26 protein-coding genes, 2 pseudogenes and 2 other annotated features are annotated in these 23818 nt (G+C 40.3%); of the genes and pseudogenes, 7 read left to right on the forward strand and 21 right to left on the reverse strand.

Annotation, left to right across the window (positions count from 1 at the left end):
- Positions 1–23: 23 nt before the first annotated feature.
- Positions 24–1355 (reverse strand): PhoH family protein, encoded by a 1332-nt coding sequence (locus AC1DVK_RS01020; RefSeq protein WP_061462288.1) that lies wholly within the window; start codon positions 1353–1355, stop codon positions 24–26.
- A gap of 266 nt (positions 1356–1621) precedes the next feature.
- Here AC1DVK_RS01020 and AC1DVK_RS01025 point away from each other — a divergent pair, with 266 nt between their 5' ends.
- The 3 genes from AC1DVK_RS01025 to AC1DVK_RS01035 all read left to right on the forward strand — a co-directional run bounded on the left by AC1DVK_RS01025 (position 1622) and on the right by AC1DVK_RS01035 (position 2965).
- The gene (locus AC1DVK_RS01025; RefSeq protein WP_477625676.1) at positions 1622–2218 is read left to right on the forward strand and encodes a YhcN/YlaJ family sporulation lipoprotein; all 597 of its coding nucleotides are present in this window, start codon (positions 1622–1624) and stop codon (positions 2216–2218) included.
- A gap of 131 nt (positions 2219–2349) precedes the next feature.
- Positions 2350–2550: a YlaI family protein gene (locus tag AC1DVK_RS01030; protein ID WP_061462287.1), complete on the forward strand. Its 201-nt coding sequence runs from the start codon at positions 2350–2352 to the stop codon at positions 2548–2550.
- Positions 2534–2965, forward strand: coding sequence for a hypothetical protein (locus tag AC1DVK_RS01035; protein WP_410860225.1), 432 nt, complete (start codon positions 2534–2536; stop codon positions 2963–2965). The genes AC1DVK_RS01030 and AC1DVK_RS01035 overlap by 17 nt, the downstream gene beginning before the upstream one ends.
- Positions 2966–3003: 38 nt before the next feature.
- Here AC1DVK_RS01035 and AC1DVK_RS01040 read toward each other — a convergent pair whose 3' ends face one another.
- Genes AC1DVK_RS01040 through typA form a run of 3 tightly spaced genes read right to left on the reverse strand, consistent with a single transcriptional unit; the run spans position 3004 to position 5471 of the window.
- The gene (locus AC1DVK_RS01040; protein ID WP_477625677.1) at positions 3004–3288 is read right to left on the reverse strand and encodes a hypothetical protein; all 285 of its coding nucleotides are present in this window, start codon (positions 3286–3288) and stop codon (positions 3004–3006) included.
- Positions 3289–3292: 4 nt separating this feature from the next.
- Positions 3293–3601, reverse strand: a complete 309-nt coding sequence (locus AC1DVK_RS01045; RefSeq protein ID WP_053345193.1) for a YlaH-like family protein — start codon at positions 3599–3601, stop codon at positions 3293–3295.
- Between the two features lie 22 nt (positions 3602–3623).
- Positions 3624–5471 carry a translational GTPase TypA gene (gene typA, locus AC1DVK_RS01050; protein ID WP_061462284.1) on the reverse strand — a complete coding sequence of 616 codons (1848 nt, stop codon included), beginning with the start codon at positions 5469–5471 and terminating at the stop codon, positions 3624–3626.
- Positions 5472–5595: 124 nt separating this feature from the next.
- Between typA and AC1DVK_RS01055 the strand changes: the two genes are divergently transcribed.
- Positions 5596–5778 (forward strand): YlaF family protein, encoded by a 183-nt coding sequence (locus tag AC1DVK_RS01055; RefSeq protein WP_061462283.1) that lies wholly within the window; start codon positions 5596–5598, stop codon positions 5776–5778.
- A 129-nt stretch (positions 5779–5907) separates the two neighbouring features.
- On the opposite strand, the gene AC1DVK_RS01060 is transcribed toward AC1DVK_RS01055, so the two are convergent.
- Both AC1DVK_RS01060 and AC1DVK_RS01065 read right to left on the reverse strand, forming a co-directional pair.
- The gene (locus AC1DVK_RS01060) at positions 5908–6711 is read right to left on the reverse strand and encodes an inositol monophosphatase family protein (RefSeq protein ID WP_089362386.1); all 804 of its coding nucleotides are present in this window, start codon (positions 6709–6711) and stop codon (positions 5908–5910) included.
- 415 nt (positions 6712–7126) lie between these two features.
- Complete coding sequence (locus AC1DVK_RS01065) at positions 7127–7324, reverse strand: hypothetical protein (protein ID WP_034314018.1); 198 nt, start codon at positions 7322–7324, stop codon at positions 7127–7129.
- Between the two features lie 199 nt (positions 7325–7523).
- Here AC1DVK_RS01065 and AC1DVK_RS01070 point away from each other — a divergent pair, with 199 nt between their 5' ends.
- Positions 7524–8144, forward strand: a complete 621-nt coding sequence (locus AC1DVK_RS01070) for a YktB family protein (protein WP_477625678.1) — start codon at positions 7524–7526, stop codon at positions 8142–8144.
- A gap of 81 nt (positions 8145–8225) precedes the next feature.
- On the opposite strand, the gene trpA is transcribed toward AC1DVK_RS01070, so the two are convergent.
- From trpA to AC1DVK_RS01115, 9 genes are all read right to left on the reverse strand, one after another.
- Positions 8226–9005: a tryptophan synthase subunit alpha gene (gene trpA / locus AC1DVK_RS01075; protein WP_410860221.1), complete on the reverse strand. Its 780-nt coding sequence runs from the start codon at positions 9003–9005 to the stop codon at positions 8226–8228.
- Positions 8998–10203, reverse strand: a complete 1206-nt coding sequence (gene trpB, locus AC1DVK_RS01080; RefSeq protein ID WP_089362383.1) for a tryptophan synthase subunit beta — start codon at positions 10201–10203, stop codon at positions 8998–9000. The genes trpA and trpB overlap by 8 nt, the downstream gene beginning before the upstream one ends.
- Positions 10204–10207: 4 nt before the next feature.
- The gene (locus AC1DVK_RS01085; RefSeq protein WP_141133628.1) at positions 10208–10822 is read right to left on the reverse strand and encodes a phosphoribosylanthranilate isomerase; all 615 of its coding nucleotides are present in this window, start codon (positions 10820–10822) and stop codon (positions 10208–10210) included.
- Positions 10823–10832: 10 nt separating this feature from the next.
- Positions 10833–11612 (reverse strand): indole-3-glycerol phosphate synthase TrpC, encoded by a 780-nt coding sequence (gene trpC, locus AC1DVK_RS01090; protein ID WP_061462277.1) that lies wholly within the window; start codon positions 11610–11612, stop codon positions 10833–10835.
- Positions 11613–12635, reverse strand: a complete 1023-nt coding sequence (gene trpD, locus AC1DVK_RS01095; RefSeq protein ID WP_089362382.1) for an anthranilate phosphoribosyltransferase — start codon at positions 12633–12635, stop codon at positions 11613–11615.
- A 22-nt stretch (positions 12636–12657) separates the two neighbouring features.
- A complete protein-coding gene (locus AC1DVK_RS01100; protein ID WP_061462275.1) occupies positions 12658–13263 on the reverse strand; it encodes an anthranilate synthase component II in 606 nt (201 codons plus the stop codon).
- Positions 13260–14654, reverse strand: coding sequence for an anthranilate synthase component I (trpE, locus tag AC1DVK_RS01105; RefSeq protein ID WP_410860216.1), 1395 nt, complete (start codon positions 14652–14654; stop codon positions 13260–13262). Before trpE ends, AC1DVK_RS01100 begins: the two co-directional genes overlap by 4 nt.
- Before the next feature lie 116 nt (positions 14655–14770).
- Positions 14771–15008, reverse strand: a binding site (T-box leader).
- A 35-nt stretch (positions 15009–15043) separates the two neighbouring features.
- Positions 15044–15274, reverse strand: a binding site (T-box leader).
- A gap of 69 nt (positions 15275–15343) precedes the next feature.
- Positions 15344–15619: a UPF0223 family protein gene (locus AC1DVK_RS01110; protein WP_061462273.1), complete on the reverse strand. Its 276-nt coding sequence runs from the start codon at positions 15617–15619 to the stop codon at positions 15344–15346.
- Between the two features lie 57 nt (positions 15620–15676).
- The gene (locus AC1DVK_RS01115; protein ID WP_089362380.1) at positions 15677–16636 is read right to left on the reverse strand and encodes an NAD(P)H-dependent flavin oxidoreductase; all 960 of its coding nucleotides are present in this window, start codon (positions 16634–16636) and stop codon (positions 15677–15679) included.
- Between the two features lie 403 nt (positions 16637–17039).
- Between AC1DVK_RS01115 and AC1DVK_RS01120 the strand changes: the two genes are divergently transcribed.
- Positions 17040–18497: an aminotransferase class I/II-fold pyridoxal phosphate-dependent enzyme gene (locus tag AC1DVK_RS01120; RefSeq protein ID WP_317776715.1), complete on the forward strand. Its 1458-nt coding sequence runs from the start codon at positions 17040–17042 to the stop codon at positions 18495–18497.
- 194 nt (positions 18498–18691) lie between these two features.
- Here the strand turns inward: AC1DVK_RS01120 and AC1DVK_RS01125 are convergent, their stop codons facing one another.
- Positions 18692–18817, reverse strand: coding sequence for a GapA-binding peptide SR1P (locus AC1DVK_RS01125; protein ID WP_081108747.1), 126 nt, complete (start codon positions 18815–18817; stop codon positions 18692–18694).
- A 308-nt stretch (positions 18818–19125) separates the two neighbouring features.
- Here AC1DVK_RS01125 and AC1DVK_RS01130 point away from each other — a divergent pair, with 308 nt between their 5' ends.
- Positions 19126–19560: a DUF1885 family protein gene (locus tag AC1DVK_RS01130; protein ID WP_061462270.1), complete on the forward strand. Its 435-nt coding sequence runs from the start codon at positions 19126–19128 to the stop codon at positions 19558–19560.
- Positions 19561–19586: 26 nt separating this feature from the next.
- Here AC1DVK_RS01130 and AC1DVK_RS01135 read toward each other — a convergent pair whose 3' ends face one another.
- The 5 genes and pseudogenes from AC1DVK_RS01135 to AC1DVK_RS01155 all read right to left on the reverse strand — a co-directional run.
- On the reverse strand, positions 19587–20414 hold the full coding sequence (locus AC1DVK_RS01135) for a polysaccharide deacetylase family protein (protein WP_477625679.1): 828 nt from the start codon (positions 20412–20414) through the stop codon (positions 19587–19589).
- A gap of 45 nt (positions 20415–20459) precedes the next feature.
- Entirely contained in the window at positions 20460–20717 is a 258-nt protein-coding gene (locus tag AC1DVK_RS01140) for a hypothetical protein (protein WP_309145510.1), read from the reverse strand.
- 268 nt (positions 20718–20985) lie between these two features.
- Complete coding sequence (gene lpdA / locus AC1DVK_RS01145) at positions 20986–22398, reverse strand: dihydrolipoyl dehydrogenase (RefSeq protein WP_061462268.1); 1413 nt, start codon at positions 22396–22398, stop codon at positions 20986–20988.
- Between the two features lie 3 nt (positions 22399–22401).
- Positions 22402–23352, reverse strand: a pseudogene (locus AC1DVK_RS01150) (dihydrolipoamide acetyltransferase family protein); the annotation flags it as partial.
- Positions 23353–23595: 243 nt separating this feature from the next.
- Positions 23596–23760: pseudogene (locus tag AC1DVK_RS01155) on the reverse strand (biotin/lipoyl-containing protein); the annotation flags it as partial.
- Positions 23761–23818: the final 58 nt, after the last annotated feature.

Here is a 23818-nt window from a genome sequence, read left to right on the forward strand (position 1 = left end):
GGGGCACTCCCTTGCCGATTGTATTATAAAAGTGTTGCAGCGAGTTGGGCCAATCCCGATCTTTCCCCTTTTATCAATTTAACATGGCCTGCAATACGCTCGGTCTTGAATTTTTCAACCACATAGGTCAACCCATTATTATATTCATCTAAATAAGGATGATCTATTTGCTCAGGATCTCCCATTAATACAATTTTGCTCCGCTCCCCGACTCTCGTCAATATGGTCTTAACCTCATGTTTTGTTAAATTCTGGGCTTCATCGATGATGATGAACTGATCTGGGATGCTCCTTCCCCTGATATATGTCAGGGCTTCCACTTCAATCGAACTCATGCCAGCTAAAATGGCATCCAATTCCCCTGGTTTTTTCGTATTGAACAAAAATTGAAGATTATCAAAAATAGGCTGCATCCACGGTCTTAACTTTTCTTCTTTTTCCCCTGGCAGATAACCAATATCCTTACCAACCGGCACAATTGGCCTGGCGACCAGAAGTTTCTTATATTGTGACAAATCTTCAGTTTGCATTAATCCTGTTGCCAATGCCAATAAAGTCTTACCTGTCCCTGCCTTACCAATAAGCGTCACAAGTTGAATATCCGAACGAAGCAGCAAATCGAGGGCCATCGTCTGCTGGACGTTTCTCGGTTTAATTCCCCAAATATGTTCCCCTTCATACATCAATTTCTTAACCAACCTGCAGTTCTCATCCACAATCCCAATCGCAGAAGCTGAACTGCCCAGCGTGTCCTTCATCAAAAGGAATTGATTTGGATAATAGGAATCCTTTGTAAGCTCTTCAAGTGCCAAAAAACTTTTCTCATAAAACTTATTCAGATTATCAATTGATACAAATACTTCTTTATGGCCACCGTATATATGATCCATTTCTACGACACGATCATTTAAAAAGTCCTCTGCCTCGAGTCCGATTGCATCGGCTTTTACCCTGACGAGAGTATCTTTGCTAACCAAAATGACCGTTTTCCCATTTTCCTTTGTCTCTTCTTCCAAAGATAAATTTTTTGCGACAGCCAATATTCTGTTATCGTTCGTTTTCTCCACGAAAATTTCCTGAAGCTTATGAAATGAACGATGATTGAGTTCAATTCTTAGGCTGCCCCCATTATGAAGCGGAATGCTTTGATGAAGCTTCCCTTTTTCACGGAAGCTGTCGATCAATTTCGATACTTGCCTGGCATTCCTTCCGATTTCATCCATATACCTTTTCTTCGAATCCAATTCTTCTAGTACGACTGCTGGAATGACAACTTCATTATCTCCGAATGAATAAATCGAATATGGATCCTGCAACAGGACATTCGTATCTAAAACATAGATTTTTTTCCCCAATATGACGCCTCCTGCCTGCTCTTTAGGATATGCCTTACCATTTACTACACTAAGCAGTTATGTAGCGGACGAGACTGTTGATAAAATATATGTTCCTTTGCATAAAGATAGAAGAACATTTACAGACTATAAAGAAAACTTCCAGCAAAGAATGCTTTACTCAACATGGATTACATCCTGCTTCGCTTCATTTTATACTTATATGCATCAGACTTAGCCGGTGTGGACAGGCTGTAACTAATGATAAACATTAAGGAGGTTGTACATTGCAAAAAATCATATTGTCACTCGCAGCTGTTCTGCTGATGACAGGTTGCTCAATGAATAATAAAAATGGAGCGTCTGAAAATAATGCTAAAAATAATATAACAAAAGTCAATAACTCGACCATCCAGGAAACAGACAGAACTACAGGTCAGGAAACGGCACAGAGACTCACAGATTTGGCTAAATCCATTCCTGAGGTGAACGATGCCACGGCAGTCGTACTTGGCAAATATGCCATTGTCGGAATAGATATTGACCAAGATATTGAGCGTTCACAGGTAGGAACGATTAAGTATTCAGTTGGAGAAACTTTAAAACACGATCCTAACGGTGCAAATGCCATCATCGTTGCGGACCCGGATTTAAATGAACGGATCAGGGAGGTAGCCAAGGATATTAAAGACGGTAAACCGGTAACAGGGATACTAAATGAATTGGCTGATATCACAAGTCGAGTCATTCCTGAGGTTCCTGGTGATATTTTAACCCCAACGCCTTCAAAGGCCATCGATAAGGAAAAAAATAAACTTGATAATTCGGAAAGGAAAAAACTTGATAAAGAGCAAGATGATCAATCCAATCACTATAAAGAATGAATTTTCCCAACCCGAAGTGAATCTTCGGGTTTTTGTCTACGATCAAATGTAGTTTCACTTTATCCTCGTTTTACCATAAAATTATTGGTATACTTAAAAGCATATTCAAATTGAAGTGGGGTTCAAATTATATGAAGGTTAAATGTGTAATATGCGATCAAATCGAATCTATACCTGACGATAGCCCAGAAGCAAAGAAACTTCGTAACCGTCCTATACATACCTATATGTGCAATGCATGCAATCAACGCATAGAAAAGCGTACGAACGAACGGATTGCAACTGGAAACTTCCGTCTTTACCGGACAATCAAAAATGAAGATGAATGGTAAAACATTTTATAAAGTTTCCCTGATTGGTCTCATAAATGGAATCATGCTTGGCTTGGCAATGAAGTTGGTTGAAATGTTTTCTGGTAAACAAGTCTATCAACTGTTATTGAATGTGGATTTCCTTCCTGTAATCGGAGCTGTTCCCTGGAGTGAGGCATCATTGTACTTTTTCCATCTTCTATTCTCATTGGCAATTACGTTTAGTTACGTTTATATCCTTCATCCCTTGAAGTTTTTTAGGGAATGGAACAAATACACACTTGCTTTTCTCACGATTATTCCTGCCATCATGCTTTACTTTCCATTATCGGCGCTGTCCATAACAGAAGTTGTCCTTCCTTCTGATTTGACAGCCTTCTTTTTGTGGTCACTCTTACATCTTTTTTATGGACTATTCCTCCCTAAAGCAATATAAAAAGAACCGTGCGGGAAATCGCACGGTTCTTTTTATCATCACTCGATATTTTTATACTTTTCTGGCTCAAGCTGAATTTGGTCTAGCATGATATCAATCAATTCGATCGGAAAACGCTGCTTTTTCATGTCGTCTCCCAATAGATACTCGACGAAATAAAAAGGTTCCGTTTTTGAAACTGAATCGATGATTACCTGATGATCGGCTTTCAACATCTGCATGAAAAACATTTCTGTATCGCGGGCAGCTGTATCATCAGGCCTTGCATCACAGACAACTTTGATCGTCAACCAATTGTATAAAGCATCCTGTAATGATTTCATCGTCTTAAGCCTGTTCTTCTTTTCTCGAATTATGAAGACGGATTCTATAAATCCCAAGAACAAGTGAAGCGATGACTAATGCTTCCCCCATAGGAAGAAACACCGCAAAGAAAGAAAGAAGGGTACATCCAAGTGCCATTACCGCATAAATGATCACATTTTTTAGCAAAGGTAACTTTTTGGCAAAACCTAACTGATAGACAAGGATGCATAATCCAAAGATCGTCAAATATAGATACCACATTCCTGCTTCAGGATTTTCATCCACTCTGTACAATGCTGCAAAAAATGATAATCGCTCTTGGATATCCAATCTTTTCTCCTCCTCTTGCTATTTATTTTTCTTCAACAGCAACTTTTTTTCTTTTAGCTGCTCTTTCACGTTCGTTTTTATCAAGAATTTTTTTACGAAGACGGATTGACTCCGGAGTTACTTCACAGTACTCATCGTCGTTCAAATACTCTAGAGCTTCTTCAAGAGACAAAATTCTTGGTTTCTTCATTGAAGAAGTTTGGTCTTTATTAGCTGAACGCATATTTGTCATTTGTTTCGCTTTTACGATATTAACAGTCAAATCGCTATCACGGTTATGTTCCCCGACAATCATACCTTCATAAATATCAGTACCTGGCTCAATGAAAATTACGCCGCGGTCTTCTACTTGCATCGTACCATATTGTGTAGTTTTTCCAGATTCCATTGAAACAAGTACACCTTGACGTCTTCCGCCGACTTGACCTTGGGCCATTGGTTGGTAGCTGTCAAATGAGTGGTTCATGATACCATAACCACGTGTGATTGTTAAGAACTCAGTAGAATAACCAATAAGTCCGCGAGCTGGGATCGTGAATAGTAAACGAACTTGACCGCTTCCGCTATTAATCATATCCAACAATTCACCTTTACGTGCTCCCATGGATTCCATGATAGAACCAGTGTGCTCTTCAGGAACATCGATTTGAACACGTTCAACTGGCTCACAACGCACTCCATCAATCAAACGAACGATAACTTCAGGTTTAGAAACTTGCAGTTCATAACCTTCACGTCTCATGTTTTCAATTAAGATAGAAAGGTGAAGCTCTCCACGACCTGAAACAATCCAGACATCTGGAGAATCTGTATTTTCAACTCTTAAGCTAACATCAGTTTGCAATTGGCTTTTCAAACGCTCTTCAATTTTACGAGCTGTTACAAATTTACCTTCACGGCCTGCGAATGGGCTGTTGTTTACAAGGAAAGTCATTTGTAATGTTGGCTCATCGATACGTAGAATTGGTAGGGCATCAGGATGTTCAATAGGACAAACTGTTTCCCCAACGTTAATATCTTCCATACCAGAAACAGCAATTAAATCACCGGCAACAGCTTCTTGGATTTCAACTTTTTTCAAGCCAATATAACCAAAGATTTTCGTTACACGGAATTGCTTAACCGATCCATCAAGTTTCATTAATGAAACTTGTTGACCTACATGCATTTTCCCACGGAATACACGGCCAACACCAATACGTCCTACATAATCATTGTAATCAAGTAAAGCCACTTGGAATTGAAGTGGTTCATCAGTGTTATCAATTGGTGCAGGGATCGTTTCGACGATTGTTTCGAATAATGGGGTCATGTCTTTTTCTTGTTTGGCAGGATCTGAATCCAAGCTTGCTGTACCAGCAATACCTGAAGTAAAGACAACAGGGAATTCTAATTGTTCTTCTTCAGCTCCAAGTTCGATGAATAAGTCAATTACTTCATCTACAACTTCGTTTGGACGGGCAGAGTCTTTATCAATTTTATTCACGACAACGATTGGCGTGATCTTTTGTTCCAATGCTTTTTTCAACACGAAACGAGTTTGCGGCATACATCCTTCATATGCATCAACAACAAGTAAAACACCATCAACCATTTTCATGATCCGTTCTACTTCACCACCAAAGTCGGCATGACCAGGTGTATCCAAAATATTGATTCTTGTATCTTGGTATTGAACTGCTGTATTTTTCGCAAGAATCGTAATTCCGCGTTCTTTTTCAATAGCATTAGAATCCATCGCACGTTCTTCCACATGTTCATTTTCACGGAAAGTACCAGATTGCTTAAGCAACTGATCCACTAATGTCGTTTTACCATGGTCAACGTGGGCAATGATGGCTATATTACGAATATTTTCTCTTAATTTCAAAAAATTCACTCCTAAAAAAGTTTGTGTTTAACGTATCACTAGTATTAACTTACATATTATATCACAAACATACTAGAAACAAATACAGAAATTATGTACAATAGATATATTAGGGGTGATATTAATGAATATTAAATGGAATTTCTTAATATTAGCGGTATTGGCAGCATCCAGCATTGGCTCCATTGGCATCTTCATTGCTGAAAAAAGCTTGCTTGGAATATTAGCTGCAATCGTTATACTTTGCGGAGTTATGGGGTTCGGTTTCACTCAAAAGAAGAAATTACGCGAAGCAGGAAAGTTATAATATTAAAACTCGCTGTCGGACAGCGAGTTTTTTTTGTTAATTATTTGAAATTCAGTTTTTAACCCCATACTTGCCGGAACCTGGAAAAACCATAACCTTTTCGGCTTACCATTAACTTTGGCCATGGCACTAATTGCCGGAAGTACCTGATAAGTATTTATCGAATACTTCTTTATGCAGCCTTGGTTTAGAGACGAAAAGTGAGTCACCTTCTAAAAAATCCAATTTGTCACCCTTAATATTACTAACTTCCCCGCCCACTTCCTCAACCAGTATAACTCCCCCGGCAAAGTCCCAGGGCATGAGTCTCATGGTTATGTATGCATCGATCCTTCCAGCTGCCACGAATGCAAGCTCCAATGCTGCCGAGCCATAGGAACGGGTCCCTCTTGCATCCCGAACAAGTGGTGCAAGAAGGCTCGGATCAATCCTACGGTTTTCCGTTACCCAGCTTGCATTAATGGAAACGATGGCTTTGCTTACTGATGCCTCTTCAAGGGATGGAAGCCTTTGATCATTCATGAATGCTCCCTGCCCCTTAATCGCATGATATAATTCATCGGTAACCACATCATAAACCATACCAATTTTTCCGATGCCATCCTCATAAACCCCAAGAGAAATTGCAAAATTCCGCTGTTGATGAATGAAATTCAAAGTTCCATCAATCGGATCAATAATCCATACAGTTCCTTTTAGGTCTTTAATATCATTACCCATTCCCTCTTCCCCAAAAATCCGGTGTTCAGGAAAGACTTCGCTAATCTTTTCACAAAAAAATTTTTCTATCGCTTTATCCATATTTGTAACTAAATCATTGGGATTCGTTTTCATTTCAATATTCAACTTGGTTTTAAAGGACGCCCTTAGCCTCGTACCCGCTTCTTTCATCCATAACTTAGCATATGTATCCATTTCACTAATCGATACCATTATAATATCCCCGTCCTTTTATGATCAGAAACTACATTAAAATGATCCTCTACTAAAGATTAAAGCAAATAGAGCTTGTCTTCAAGTTTTTAACATCTTAAATTTTCCATTATTAAAACAAAAATGAGGAATGATGGTTATCTTCCTCACCCATCCATTACGATTTCCCAATCATGAATAAGCCAGTACAAATACTTTCAAATCACTCTACCGGTTCCCTTCCTTATTAAATGGAGCCGCCCCAATGATGCTTGATAAAAAATACGCGGCCTTATATATATTGGACATTTAATGAAAAACGGACACATTATTTTTTAAATAAAATAAGTGTCCGTTCATCTATAATAAAATTCCTTGTATTGAAATTGATTCATTTCTTTCACTCATTCTCCTTCAAGATCTATGCAGCCAATCATTACAAGGCTTTCAGTTTCAACAGTTCCAACCGGATGCGTTCAAGCCTTTGCTTACATTGTGACCTCTTTTGGTCATTCTCTTCACCAATTGCTTCAAAAAGGGTTGCTAATTCATAGTCCATTTCCATTCTTAACACTGCAGCTCTATGTCTTTCAACTTCTTTAGCTTTTAATGCTTGGTTCATGACTTGTTTCATAATTAACATTCTCCCTTCATCAATTAACTTAATCTTCTGAATTTATTTTATTTTATCATATGACTTCCTACCACAAATAGCAACTAATTTGTGCTTTAACCTATAAGGAATTTTGCAGTGCCCATCCAAATCATATTTTTTAAATTTCACTTTTACTTATGCTACAATATGTGCAGATATTACGGTAGGAGAGATGATTATGAATATAGCTAGTTTTACAGCTGATGATTTTAATGTTTTTAAAATTGATGGATTGGAACCCCGAATGGATGCTTTAAAAGAACATATCCAGCCTAAACTACAAGCTCTTGGAGAGCAATTTTCACAACAACTGTCAGTTTTGACGGGCGATGAAATGTACCCTCACGTCGCAAAGCATGCCAGACGGAAAGTGAATCCTCCTAATGATACATGGGTTGCTTTCGCTGCCAACAACAGAGGTTATAAAATGATGCCGCATTTCCAAATTGGGTTGTGGGAAACACATATGTTCATTTGGTACGCCGTCATTTATGAAGCACCTAATAAAATTGAAATCGGAAAGCATCTTGAGCAGCAGGCGGCTCGGTTAGTGAATAGCATTCCCACCCATTATGTTTGGTCAATGGACCATACAAAACCTGATGTCATTCCTCACGATGGTCTTGGAGTCGATGATTTAAATTMAATGTTCACTCGCCTGCAAACTGTAAAGAAAGCCGAAATCCTATGCGGCATAAGAATTTCCCGTGATGACGCGATTAAGTTAAATGATAATGATTTCATTCAAACCATTCAAGATGCGTTTGAACATCTTTTACCCTTATATAAATTAAATTAAACACCTTTGATCAGTATTCAGGTGAATTATCGGAATTAAATTGATTAAGAAAAAAGGAGAGCCCTGAAGGCCCTCCTTTCCTTATTTACGCACTAACCCTTTACTAGCCTGTATCAAGTCACTAATTTGATCTTCTTTACCTGTTTCAAAGCATTCGATGATCTTGCTGCCTACAATGACACCATCGCAGTATTGCATTGCATCACGGACATGATCTGGCGTCGATATGCCGAACCCAGCAAGAACGGGAACGGGACTTAGCTCTTTTACCTTCTTTAAATAGCCTCCAACTTCTTCCCCGAAGGCTTCACGGGCGCCTGTAATGCCTTTGACTGTAACTGCGTAGATAAAACCCTCAGCCCCTGCGGTAATCTCGGTGATACGTTCTTTCGAAGACGTCAGTGTCACAAGTCGAATAAGAACGATCCCTGCAGTTTTGATTGATGAAAAGATGGCTTCTTCTTCAATCGGTAAATCGGGGATGATGCACCCGGAAATTCCTGCTTGAAGACAATCATCCGTAAACTCTTTAAGTCCATATGCCAGGATTGAATTCGAATAACCCATTAAAATAATTGGAATGTTCACATCATCTTTGATTTCCATAACTTTTTTCAGGACATCTTTTAACGTTGTTCCATTATTCAAAGAACGGATGCCAGCCTGTTGGATAACCGGTCCATCTGCGACAGGGTCAGAGAATGGTATTCCTAGTTCAACAGCTGTCGCCCCGTTGCTTTCAAGGAAAAGAAGCTGGCTCCTTAAGCGTTCAAGACCGCCATCACCTGCCATAATATAAGGAATGAATGCTTTTTCCTGCTTTACTTGACATTCTTCAAGCGCTTTTGTCAATTTATTCATGTTCACTACCCCCTATTAATGATTGGACTGTTTCTACATCCTTATCACCACGGCCAGACAGGCAAATCACCAGTCCTGTTCCTTTCTCCATTTGTTTAGCAAGTTTTAAACCATAGGAAATGGCATGTGAACTTTCCAAAGCAGGGATGATCCCTTCTTCCCTTGAAAGCATCACTAGAGCTTCCAATGCTTCATCATCGGTTACGGAAGTATACACCACCCGATTGGTATCCTTTAAATAACTATGTTCAGGCCCTACCCCCGGATAATCCAACCCTGCTGAAATTGAATGTGCCTCCTGGATCTGACCGTCCTCGTTCTGCAATACATACATGAATGCCCCGTGGAGCACCCCAGGTTTCCCCTTCGTCAAACTTGAAGCATGTAATGGTGTTTCCAGTCCATGACCTGCCGCTTCCACTCCATATAATTTTACCGTTTCATCCTCAATGAAGGGATAGAACATTCCCATGGCATTACTGCCTCCACCTATGCAAGCGACTACTGCATCCGGAAGGGAATGAACAGTCTCCGAATACTGACGCTTTGTTTCATTCCCTATCACACTTTGAAAATCTCGTACAATAACGGGGAATGGATGCGGTCCAAGTACTGATCCCATTATATAATGGGTGTCATCCACGTTCGCAACCCAATAACGTAACGCCTCATTCACTGCATCCTTCAGTGTCCCGCTTCCTTGTGATACAGATATGACCTTGGCTCCCAAAAGCTCCATCCTGAACACATTCAATTTCTGTCTCCTGATATCTTCTTCTCCCATAAAAATGATGCATTCCAACTTCAGCAAAGCGCACACAGTCGCAGTTGCAACGCCATGCTGACCTGCACCCGTTTCGGCAATCACCTTTTTCTTGCCCATTTTCTGAGTCAGCAAAGCCTGACCGATCGTATTATTAATTTTGTGGGCTCCGGTATGATTCAAGTCCTCACGCTTCAGATAAATATCTGCACCACCCGCTAGTTTCGTTAAGTTCTCCGCAAAATAAAGTGGTGTTTCACGACCGATATATTGTTTCAGGTAATAGTTTAGCTGTTTTTGGAATTCCGGATCCTTTTTAGATTGTTCATATGCATCTTCAAGCTCCATAATCGCCGACATTAAAGTTTCCGGAACGAAACGGCCTCCATACGCTCCAAAATGTCCAGTTTTATCAGGCTGTGTATAAGTACTCATCTATTCATTCCTCTTTTCCGGCTGTATATTTCGCCTCATTTATAAATGCTTTTATTTTTACAGCATCTTTTAATCCGTTTGTTTCAACACCACTAGCTACGTCAACTGCGAATGGTGAAACGGCACTGATCGCTTTTCCGACATTTCCAGGAGTCAGCCCACCCGCTAGAATCACCTTTCCCCTTGGCAGATCCGCTTTTCGGATCATTTCCCAGTCCAAAGTCAGCCCCTTACCAGATGAACCTTTAGGTAGATCCACTAAAATAAAATCTGCTGGGTACTGATGAAGGTTTTCAAGGTCTTGCTCTGATTCGATTGCAAAGGCCTTTATCACCGGTAGGGGCATTCTGCGGGCGAAGCTGGCAGACTCGTTGCCATGAAGCTGAATATAATCCAACCCTGCAATTTCAGCACTTTTTATCACTTCTTGTTCAGTTTGATTGGCAAACACTCCGACTTTTTTCACATGTCCAGGTAGATTAGCTCCGAATTCACCTACTAAATCCGGCTCGACTTTCCTGCTACTCTCGGCAAAAATGAATCCAATAAAGTCTGCCCCGGATTTAACAGCAGTCTGAGCAGCTGCCAATGTCTTAATCCCACAGATTTTCACTAACATATTAATCTCCTTATATACTCATTTGCAGTTCTGCCATCGTATGTGGAAGATTTGATGAAGTCATAAGCGTCTCCCCGACTAAAATCCCTTTTGCACCAGCTTCCTTCACACGCATTACGTCTTCTTTTGTCTTGATTCCACTTTCACTGATAATGATGTGGCTTTTTGGATCAAGTAAATTCGCCAGTCGTTCCGTTACAGCCAAATCCACTTTGAAGGTCTTTAGATTCCGATTGTTGATCCCTATGAGCTCTGCGTTTAGTTCGAGCGCTCGTTCCAGTTCGGCTTCATCATGGACTTCTGTTAATACTTCAAGCCCTTTATTTTTTGCATATTGATATAATTCATGAAGGCGTCCTTTAGAAAGTGCTGCGACAATTAATAGAATGATGGTTGCACCACTTTGATAGGCACGATCGATTTGGATTTCATCGATGATGAAATCTTTGCACAACCTGGGAATCCGTATGGCTTCGCTTACGTTTCTCAAATCGGCAATGGATCCTTTAAAGAAAACCTCATCCGTCAATACGGATATCGCTGCAGCTCCTCCCCTTTCATATGAAAGAGCCTGCTCGATTGGATTTACATTGATTTTAATGTCCCCTTTTGAAGGGGACGCCCGTTTTATTTCAGCGATAACCGCCATTGATTTTGCCATTTTCAAATTTTCCACCAGAGATGGTCTGACTATGTTGATCATTACCGAATCATCTAAATCCATTTCTTTTTTTAATTTTGCTACTTCGACCTTTTTCTGTTCGATGATTTTCGTTAAAATATTTTCCATTTACATGACCACCTTATTTCTTTTGCCATAAGCAATCAGATTTTCTAACTTTTCAAGAGCCGATCCGCTATCAATGCTTTCTTTGGCCATGGAGATTCCTTTTTTGATCGTTGCTGCCGTACCATGTGCGTATAATCCCAATCCAGCATTCAATAAAACGGTATCACGATAGGCCCCTTTTTCCCCTTTAAGAAGGCGGAGCATAATATCGGCATTTTGTTTGGCGTCACCGCCACGGATGGCATCATTTCCGTAAACCGGCAGATCCACTTCTTCAGGATGCAGCGTAAATGGGATAATCTCCCCTTGTTCCATCAGCACAAGTGAATTTTCACCCTGGAGGCTTGCTTCATCCATAAAACCGGCACCATTGATCACGACCGCACGTGTCCTGCCTAATTTATGCAGGACTTCCGCAAATAGCTCGAGCATATCGCGTCGATTAATTCCCAATAATTGAGTGTCAAGTTGGACTGGGTTTGTCAAAGGTCCGATAAGATTAAATATTGTCGGGATTTTCAATTCTTTTCTGACTTTCATGATTCGTGCAATATTAGGGTGGACGGATGGTGCAAATAGGAATGTGATCCCATTTTCCTCCAACAGTTCTTTTAACATGTAAGGCTCCAAGTACAAATTAACACCTAGCTCTTCCAATACATCCGCACTGCCCGTTTTACTTGAAATGCTGCGGTTTCCATGTTTGGCAACCTTGACACCTGCCCCTGCCAATACAAAAGCCGATGCGGTACTTATATTGAAGCTTTGTGATCCATCTCCTCCCGTCCCGCAATTATCCATTACATTAAGGGAGCTTGTTTGCACACTTCTTGCTTCTTTTCTCATGACTCGGACAAGGCTTGCTATTTCACCTGCCGTTTCCCCTTTGGATTTTAGGGCTATGATGAAAGCTGAAATTTCGCTTTCGGTGATATCTTTAGAAAATAACGCTTGGGCTGCTCTGCTCATCTCTTCTTCCGTCAATGTTTGACGCTCTGCTAACTTCGCTAAATACTCCTTCACCGCTAACTCCCCCAGTCGTTTTTTATAAAACGGATTTTTCCTTCCCTGATTGGAAGGTTCCGGCAATCTTATAAAATTGATGTAATAATTCCTTGCCGATTTTCGTCCCTATTGATTCAGGGTGGAATTGTAAACCGTATAGCGGGTAATCTTGATGTTTTAGAGCCATGATTTCCCCATCATCCAATGCTACTGCCGTCACAGTCAGTTCCTTTGGCAAACTCGCCCTTTCAACTACGAGGGAATGATATCGCATTACCGGGAATTCTAAGTCCTGTTTGGCAAATACCCCTGTTCCCTCATGCTTGATAACCGATGTTTTCCCGTGCATGATATGTTTTGCCCCAACCACATTCGCACCAAAAACCGCACCAATTGCTTGATGCCCCAAACATATGCCTAAAAGCGGGACCTTTTCATAAAAATTACGGATGATCTCCATACTGATACCGGCATCTTCCGGCCGGCCAGGTCCCGGAGAAATGACGATTGCCATTGGATTCAATTCCTCAATTTCAGCAAGAGTGATTTCGTCATTCCTTTTTACTAAGATTTCATTTTCCACTTCTCCTAAATATTGGTATAAGTTGTAAGTAAAAGAGTCATAGTTATCAATTAATAAAATCATTTTGTGTGAACCTCCATAAGAGCGCGTGCTTTATTTTGTGTTTCTTCATATTCCGTTTTTGGATCTGAATCATATACAATACCTGCTCCTGCCTGTACATATGCCTTGCCATCTTTTATGATCATCGTCCGAATGGCTAAAGCCATATCAAGATCTCCTCCAAAACCTATGAATCCTATCGATCCCGAATACATCCCGCGTTTACAATTTTCCAGTTCATTAATCAGCTCCATTGCCCTGATTTTAGGAGCACCCGAAACTGTCCCAGCAGGAAGGCAGACCGTCAGCGCATCTAAACTCGTGAACCCTTCCCTAAGCTTTCCGCTAACCTTTGAAGCAATATGCATGACATGCTGATATCTTTGAATTTCCATTTCCTCGGTAAGGTGGATTGAACCGATTTCGCAAACCCTGCCAAGATCATTCCTACCCAAATCAACAAGCATCTTATGCTCGGCAAGTTCCTTTTCATCCATCAGCAGGCTTTTTTCGAAGCCTTTATCTTCTTCATCCGTTTTCCCTCTCGGCCGTGTACCGGCAATGGGATTAACATGAACCATTCCTGATGAAACATTGATCAAACTTTCTGGAGACGACCCGATAATGGTATATTCACCAAATTCAATATAAAACATATAAGGAGATGGGTTAGCTAATCGCAGACGACGGTAGGCATCGAAAGGCTCCCCATCGAAGTCCGCCTTAAATCGTTGTGATAAAACAACTTGGAACACCTCACCAGCCACAATCGCCGCTTTAATTTCAAGGACCATTTTCTCGAATTCATCCTGACTGAAATTCGACTTGAATTCCAAATATTCCGACGATATTTCCTTTGACGGTTTGCTTGCCTGATTGATTTTTTCCTTCATCCCCAATAAACTTTTTTCACTATCTTCTTCCGCGGTCAACAGATGAATCTTCTGCAGGACATGGTCGAATATATACAATTCTTTAAAAAAAAGAAAATGTGCATCAGGCATCTGCAGAGAATCAGGAGGCACCGGGCCAATATTTTCATATAGGCGAATGATATCATAACCCATATATCCAATCGCGCCTCCATTAAATGGAGGAAGATGTACGGGGGCCTCACCTATCTCCACTAACAATTCACTTTTTAGAAACTCGATGATATTGATGTCCTTTACGAATTCGTCTCCTGTTTCAGGGTCTTTCACAATTACTTGATCAGCAAGTGAAGTCACCTCCAGGTATGGGTTTGAACCTAGATAAGAGTAGCGGCCGTTGTCATGATGCGAATTCGAACTTTCCAATAAAAATTTCTGTTCATCATCTAATTTTTGAAATATTGCGATGGGTGTATGAATATCCCCTTCAATTGTTTCCATTTTAAAGCGAAGTATTTTTTTTTCATCCAAATTGTTCATCCCAATTCCCTCCTGATTCTTAAACGATCATGTTAACTGCCGATGAAAACCCTTTTGTTCTCCAATGTATATTGAAAATCCATAAAAAAATCCCCTGCAAACACAAATATGTGTCTGCAGAGGACGGTATACCGCGGTGCCACCTCAAGTTGGAAAAACTCATCATTTTTCCCTCTTAAGCAAGAAATCAAAATTTCTTGCCAATACCCTTTAACGGTGGCAGCCGAGTTTCCCTACTTATTTCAAGAAACCACTCATAAGTCCATTCATCTTCTTATATCGTACCGGTTTCCACCTATTCCGGCTCTCTGTAACGCATCTAAAAAGATTACTACTCTTATTCATAGATTTAATTATCATTTTCATAAAAACGCAAAAAGGGCCCTCATCCAAAGGACGAGGAACCCGTGGTACCACCTTAATTAGCTAAATTAGCTCACTTTACGGCATTAACATGCCTATCTCCAATAACGATGAGATAATCGCCAAAGCCTACTCCGTCCATCCGTTTCGGTTTGGGGCTCGGAAGTCCATTCGCTTAAATTCGTTCACCAGTTTTCAGCAACCACTGGCTCTCTGCAGAACAGCATTAAGGTACTCTTCTTCGTCACTGCCTTTATCTTTTTCTTGATTATTATGTTAAAACAATCTTTTCAGTAAGTCAATGGAGTTCTCTAAAAATTATATTTTTAATTTTTCATTTTTATCCATTCTCCGTCTTCTATTCCTTTTGCCTTCTTAATTACAAGATATGATGAATAGTTGCTGACTGACTCAAACTCATCCGTATACTTTTTCTCATCCGCCTTACCTGGGACTATTTCCTTGAACCTTCGGTAGGCTTTCATAAATTCTTCCTTTTGTATTTTATTTTCATAAGCCTTTTCTACAGCTTCAAAGAATTTGATCACATCTACGATTTCTTCAGTAGACCAATCAAGATCCATTGGATATTGATAATCCATACCCTAAACACGCTCCTTCTAGATAGTTTTTCATGCTGTCCGGCAGACCATGCATCATCAGTCTGCCCATTTTGAACGAATTGCTTCCGCCTGGTGGATAATCCGGCTGATTAGGTCAGCAGTCGATGGTACATCATGAATCAGCCCCATCACTTGTCCAGCCCAGGCATACCCTTCACCTTCAACACCATCATGGATATAACGCTGGTTCGCTTTTCCACTTATGTAATCCTTCAGTTGCTCATATCCGCCATTTTCTTTTTCTATTTCAAGGATCTTTTCAGTCCAGCTATTTGCAATTACCCTTGCTGGGGCACCAATGGACCGCTTAATGACAACGGTATCATTTTCTGTGCCGGAAACCAAGGCATTTTTATATAATTCATGTGCGTGAACACACTCCTTGACTGCTATGAATCGTGTTCCCATCTCGATTCCATCGGCACCAAGTGCCAACGCTGACATCAAACCGCGCCCATCGCCAAAACCACCCGAGGCTATGACTGGAATTTTAACGGAATCCACAACTTGAGGGATTAACACGGAAGTTCCAATATCATCACGGCCTAAATGTCCACCGCCCTCCTGACCAACTACCATCACTGCATCTGCACCAAGCTGTTCAGCCTTCACTGCCTGTCTTCTTGCAGCAACAAGCACCAGTTTTTTCACCTGAGTACCTTTGACGTAATCAAGAAATGGTGAAGGGTTACCGCCTGTTACGGAAACAACTGCGATATCCTCTTTCAAGGCTGCTTCAAGCATGTGTTCATAAGGCCTTCCATGCTGACCGATTGCAAAGTTCACACCAAACGGTTTATCCGTCATTGATTTCGTTTTTCTTATTTCATCTACCAGTTGCTCTGGGTTGTCCAAGGACATGGCCGTTACCTGCCCTAGCCCCCCTGCATTCGAAACTGCCGCAGCCAGGTCTGCATATGCTAAATGAGCCAGTCCCCCTTGTACGATTGGGTATTGAATCCCTAACAAATCGGTCACACGCGTATTCCACTCCAAACTCCTCATCTCCCTTTTTAATGGTTTGTTTTATTTATAAGCAATCTATATCACAGCTTTATTATGGCAAATATAATTTACCCGTTCAATTTTTAAACTCATACCCATTCAATATTTATAAAAGAAGAATTCTTGGGTCAATCCAGTTAATACTAGGGATATAGACAATTATAACCGGCTGTTATTTTTATTGGGCCCCAGATCAAAGAAATTTAGAAATTGTTTATGTCAGTACATTAAAGTCACGCTAGGCATTTATTATAAGACGTGCTATAATTCATTTGTTTTATGTCTATCCAAAAGACCATTTGAATGGAATCGGAGAAACATGCGATCGTTAATATTTGGGAGTATATCTCCCCAATATTTCGTACCTATTATATTGAAAAGGGGCTACAAAGAATTGTCACAGAATGAAACACCCTTATACACTGCCTTATTGCAGCACGCAAAAAAAAATCCCGTTCAATTTCATATTCCAGGTCATAAAAAAGGAAAAGGAATGGACGCTGATTTCCGTGATTTTATTGGAGAAAATGCATTATCCATAGATTTAATCAATATAGCACCACTCGATGATCTCCATCGGCCAAAGGGCATCATTAAACAAGCTCAGGATCTTGCTGCTGAAGCTTTTGGTGCAGATCACACATTCTTTTCCGTTCAAGGAACAAGCGGAGCAATCATGACGATGGTCATGACAGTCTGCGGCCCTGGGGACAAAATCATCGTTCCGAGGAATGTGCATAAATCCGTAATGTCTGCCATTGTATTTTCCGGAGCGGTTCCCGTTTTCATCAATCCTGAAATAGATAAGGACTTGGGCATTTCACACGGAATAACCATCGATGCCGTTGAAAAAACTTTAAGTGAACATAGTGATGCAAAAGGATTGCTTGTAATCAACCCCACCTATTTCGGCATTTCGGCTGATTTGCAAAAAATAGTGGAAGTTGCTCATTCTTACCAAATCCCAGTACTCGTAGATGAAGCACACGGTGTCCATATTCACTTCCATGAGGACTTGCCGATGTCAGCCATGCAAGCCGGAGCAGATATGGCTGCTACGAGTGTTCATAAACTGGGCGGTTCACTAACGGGAAGTTCCATATTAAATGTTAAGAATGGACTGGTTTCTGCAAATCGTGTTCAATCAATTTTGAGCATGCTCACTACTACCTCAACCTCCTATATCCTTCTAGCTTCTCTGGATACAGCTAGAAGACAACTTGCGACGGTAGGCAGGGAAATGATCGATGAAGCCATAAATCTTGCAGGATATATCCGTGAGGCCGTGAATGAGATTCCTTATCTATACTGTGTCGGCAGCGAAATCCTAAGCAGTAAGGCAGCCTTTAGTTATGATCCGACTAAACTGATCATTTCCATTAAGGAATTGAATATTACCGGGTACGACGTTGAGAAATGGCTTCGTGAAAAGCATAATATCGAAGTGGAGCTTTCTGACTTGTACAATATCCTTTGCCTGATAACACCGGGGGACTCAAAAACAGAAGCGGACCTGCTGATTGCTGCCCTTAGAGACTTATCGAATGAGTTTAAGGAAATGGCTGCTGAACATGAAAAAATTGAAGTACTGCTTCCTGATACACCGCCACTGGCTTTATCTCCCAGGGAAGCTTTTTATGCAGAAACCGAAGTGGTTCCAATCGAGGAATCCGTCGGCAAAATCAGCGCTGAATTCATCATGGTTTACCCACCGGGAATCCCGATCTTTATACCCGGTGAACTGATTACCGAAGATAATATCAATTACATCCGGAAGAACATCGAGGCAGGCCTACCAGTTCAAGGTCCAGAGGATCCAGAGATAAAATATTTACGCATCATTAAAAACTGATTGAATTTCATCAAACCGGAGCAGAAACCTGCTCTGGTTTTTTTGCCCATTCTATTGTTTCAATTGTAATTGAGCAAAGCGCACTTGTCGAAAACGGAAGAATACTCCCTTATTAACTCCTATAAAAAGGGTGCTCCAGGTTGCAATCCTGAAACACCCTTAAATTCTATTTATCTTTAAGTTCCTTTTTCCATTTATTTTTCAGAGGCAGCTGTATCACAGCATTGGCAGTTGTGATTGTGTGTATAAAGTACACTTACTTTTTCATCTTCAAAATGTTCAATCGTGCTATTGCAAGTTTGACATACGATAGTTCCCATTTTTACAACCCCTTCCTCTATATTGTATGCATTATTAACGTAATGTAACCGCTTCATATGAATTATAATATAACACATTTATTATTTCAAGCCAAAAAGTATAACATATATATATTTTCCCATTTAATACATTTGAATTCAAAAAACACAGGGTTCTCGGGGCTGTTTTTTACACATTAAGCCATTCCAATCTCAGCCAAGCAAATTGAAAATGGAATTTTACCTATAAATATACATATAGATTAGTATATAATACGAACATAAAATGTTAATATATACTTACATCTATAGATCTAAGGGGGTTCCAAATGACTGAAAATGCCTATATCAAACTTGTTCCCGAGTCCGTGAAAGCGACAGTAACAATCGAAGACGTTAAAGAATTGCTGAATTATTATCAAATGATCACTGCGAAAACCGGAAAGCAACTGGATTGGGACTATGAAAAGAAAGCATTTCCATATGAAATGAAAGAACCTGAAAGAATGAAAGATAAGGCAATATACCTTCAATCCAATGAGGATCGTTACCATATGATATTGATAGGCGTTGACCAAGAAGTCGTTAGGGATGAAGATGGATTAGAGCGGATTCAATCCTATATTCAATTCACACTCCCAGAAACAGCAACATCCGGTGATAAAGGAAAAGCAAATGAATTGTGCAAGTTCCTTGCAAAGAAATTACGGGCGCAGCTGCATCTCTTCAATAATCGAGTGATGTATTACTATCCTAGGAAATAAAAAACCTGCTGAAGCCGAAAATCAGCTCATGCAGGCGTTTCAATTAATTTTGGATCAAGGATCTTATAACCTTTCTTTTGTAATCCTTTCACGATATCCTCTATCGCTTCACTCGTCCATTTCCGGTCATGCATCAGTAAGTTCGCGCCATTTCCTAAATAAGGGCTGTTCCGCATGATTTCAGTTAAAGCTTTTTTATCTTGATATTCTTTTTCCCAGTCATATCCATATGTCCAATTCATGACCAACATTTTTTCTTTCTCAGCGGCTTTTATTGAATGATCTGTATTCGATCCGAAAGGCGCCCTGAAATACTTAGGGCGTTCCCCGATAATACCCTCAACCAAATTGTTCAATTTTACGATTTCCCTCTCTTGTTCCTTTTCACTCAACTCTTTTAAATTCACATGAGAATATGTATGATTACCGATAGGAAAACCCATTTCATGAATTTCTTTTAGCATCGCTTTATTTTCATCATTTTCAAGAAAGTGACCATTCACGAAAAAAATCGCAGGTACCTCATGTCGTTTAAGGGTTTTGGCGATCTTTAGCGAATATTTATCAGGTGCATCATCAAAGGTTAACAATACAACTTTCGGATTTGCATTCCCAATGGGTTTAAATGACCAATCATCTTTGTCCAACCGATATTCTGCCTTAACATTCATTTCCCCATCTGTTTTTGATGTTTCTACTTTCAGATTTTTCTCGTGCTGGCTTTCATCTTGGACGGTAGTTGTCGTTTCCACACTTTTTTGATTCTCATGTTCAGTTTGATCGACATTGGTTTCATTGCAGCCCATAAATAAAAATGATACAAATGTAAATAATACTAATACTTTGTTAATCATAATTCCCCCGTGGATTCTTGTGTCGTTGTTGACCTTACGAAGATTTCAATAAACCGGTACAAGCGTTTCCAATAGGATTTGCAAAATTCCGTAACACAATAAACTTATCACGGTAACAAGCAAGGTGCGCTTATTCGATTTTAAAATCATTTTACCAATGTAAATGGCTAAATAAGAGAAGACCAGAAACATGAATACTTTGAAAACAAATCGATCATTTACGGAAAGCCATTCAACTAATGTATACCCACTCCAAACGATTAGTTGAAAGAGGATTACCAGATAATTTTTCAAGTGATCCACCCCATTTTAATATGAATATATCAGCAATAAACTTTTTATTGGAAAAAATATTCGTTCAGCAAATCGCTCTTCTTATTTTTTATCCTCTTTTACCTTATTCAAACCTTTTCAAGGAAAAAAGTAAGACGTCCTTTTTATAGCTTATGCCCTTTTTGTCCTTTTCATTTAACTAGTGTAAAGAAAAATTTATGAATTGGGGTAATCCTTCATTTTATCTGGCAAATAAGAAAAAGCGTACTGCATTTGCAGTACGCTTTTTAAAAAATAATTACTTAATGATGTGAATAGGAGTTCCAAGGGCAACTTCAGCAGCTTCCATTGTGATTTCCCCTAATGTTGGATGTGCATGGATTGTCATGGCGATATCTTCGGCAGTCATTCCCGCTTCGATAGCTAAACCAAGTTCTGCAATCATATCAGAAGCGTTTGGTCCTGCAATTTGTGCTCCTATAACCAATCCGTCTTCTTTGCGAGTGATAAGCTTCACAAATCCGTCCGTATTATTTAATGAAAGGGCACGTCCATTTGCAGCGAATGGGAATTTAGAAGCAAGTGCTTCGATTCCAGCTTCCTTCGCTTCTTTTTCATTATAACCGACAGAAGCAAGTTCCGGTTCAGAGAATACAACAGCCGGAATAGCAAGATAGTCGATTTCAGATGAATGTCCTGCAATGGCTTCAGCAGCAATTTTACCTTCATAAGAAGCTTTATGAGCCAACTGAGGTCCAGAAACGATATCTCCGATTGCATAAATGTTTTTCACGCTTGTACGGCATTGTTTATCCGTTTCGACCAAACCGCGGTCAGTCATTTTGATTCCGACTTGTTCCAAACCGATTTCTGCAGTATTAGGACGACGTCCCACTGTTACTAAAACGTAATCGGCTTCAACTTTTTTCTCTTCGCCTTTTACTTCATAAGTAACGGTTACACCTGTTTCAGTTTCTTCCACGCCTTTAGCATTTGCTTTAGTAACAATTTCAGCGCCCTTGTTTTTAAGGTTACGTTTAACAAGTGCTGCCATTTGTTTTTCAAAGCCTGCAGAAAGAATTTCTTCTGTACCTTCAAGGATGGTCACTTTAGTGCCAAAACTTGCGAACGCTCCGCCAAGCTCAGTACCAATATAACCTCCGCCGATTACCACGATCGAACTTGGAACTTCTTCCAGAGCAAGAGCACCAGTGGAATTAAGTACACGTTTCGTATATTTAAATGACGGAATCTCGATTGGCGATGAACCAGTAGCGATGATTGCGTTTTTAAATGTATATGTTTGCGCTGAGTCTTCATTCATAACACGGATGCTGTTTTCATCAACGAAGTAAGCTTCGCCAGTTACAACATCAACATTATTACCTTTTAACAGGCTGCTTACACCGCCAGTTAATTTTTTTACAACAGTACCTTTCCAAGCTTGTACTTTAGAAAAATCAACAGTAACTTTTTCTGCAAAGATACCCATGTCTTCTGAATGCTGAGCTTCATGGAAGCGGTGTCCTGCCGAAATTAAAGCTTTCGATGGGATACAGCCTACATTCAAACAAACTCCGCCGATTGTTCCTTTTTCAACGACCGTTACTTTCTGTCCAAGCTGCGCTGCGCGAATTGCGGCAACATATCCCCCTGGGCCTGAACCGATCACTAAAGTATCTGTTTCGATTGGAAAATCTCCTACTACCATTGTTTACGCCTCCATTAACAATAATTCTGGGTCGTTCAATAACTTTTTGATATGATTCAATGCATGCTGAGCAGTAGCCCCATCAATCATGCGGTGATCAAAGCTCAGTGATAATGCCAGAACTGGAGCGGCGATAATTTCCCCGTCGCGTACAATTGCTTTTTCGGCAATGCGTCCAATCCCTAGAATGGCAACTTCTGGATGATTGATTACAGGTGTGAACCATTGACCGCCTGCGGAACCGATATTCGTAATGGAGCAAGAAGCACCTTTCATTTCGTTAGGAGCCAATTTGCCGTCACGGGCTTTCGTCGCTAATTCATTAATTTCTTGTGAAATAGCAAAAGTTGATTTACGATCTGCATCTTTTACAACTGGAACGAGCAGCCCTTTGTCTGTGTCTGCAGCAATTCCGATATTGTAATAGTGTTTATGGATAATCTCACTAGCCTCATCATCAAATGATGTGTTTAGCATAGGGAATTCACGCAATGCACTTGTTAACGCTTTAACAACATAAGGTAGGAAAGTAAGCTTGATTCCTTTTTCTGCAGCAATTCCCTTGAATTTTTTACGGTGAGCAACCAATAGCGTCACATCGATTTCATCCATTAATGTTACATGTGGAGCTGTCTGTTTGGATTTAACCATTGCTTTGGCGATCGCTTTTCTCATACCGCTCATTTTCTCGCGAGTTTCAGGATATTGCCCTTCTGGAATTGAAACTTTTTGTTTTTCGGTTTTTTCCGTATCAGTTTGTTGTGAAGCTTCACTTTGAGCTGCTGGTTGCTGTGGAGCCGTTTTGCCGTTTTTGAAAGCATCGATGTCATCTTTCATGATGCGGCCGTTATCCCCTGAACCAGAAATCTCACGAATATTTACCCCTTGTTCGCGTGCATATTTTCTAACAGAAGGCATGGCGATAATACGTCGTGAAGGATCCGCCTCAACTTGTGGTTGTGATCCCGCGCCCGTTTCTGCACTATTTTCTTGAACCGGAGCAGCCTCTTTCTTGACTTCCTGTCCAGCTTCAGCTGTAGCTTGAACCTGGGCCTCCGTATTCTTAGCACCCTCTGCCTTCGCTTCTTCTCCATGATCCCCTTTAAACTGAAGATCTTCATATCCTGGAGCATCGAATGTTACAAGTACATCACCTACAACGGCAACCGTTCCTTCTTGAACAAGGATTTCTTCAACGGTACCTTCCACTGGTGATGGGATTTCAACAACGGCCTTATCGTTTTGAACCTCGCAAAGCACGTCATCTTCTTGAATCTTATCTCCTGGTTTTACAAACCATTTCACTATTTCACCTTCGTGTATACCTTCTCCGATATCAGGGAGTCTAAATTGGAATGCCACTGAGTTCAACCTCCTATATTAAATCATACTTAGTGCTTTGAATAAAGTCCTTTATCTT

The organism is Peribacillus sp. P4_B1, from assembly GCF_056402395.1.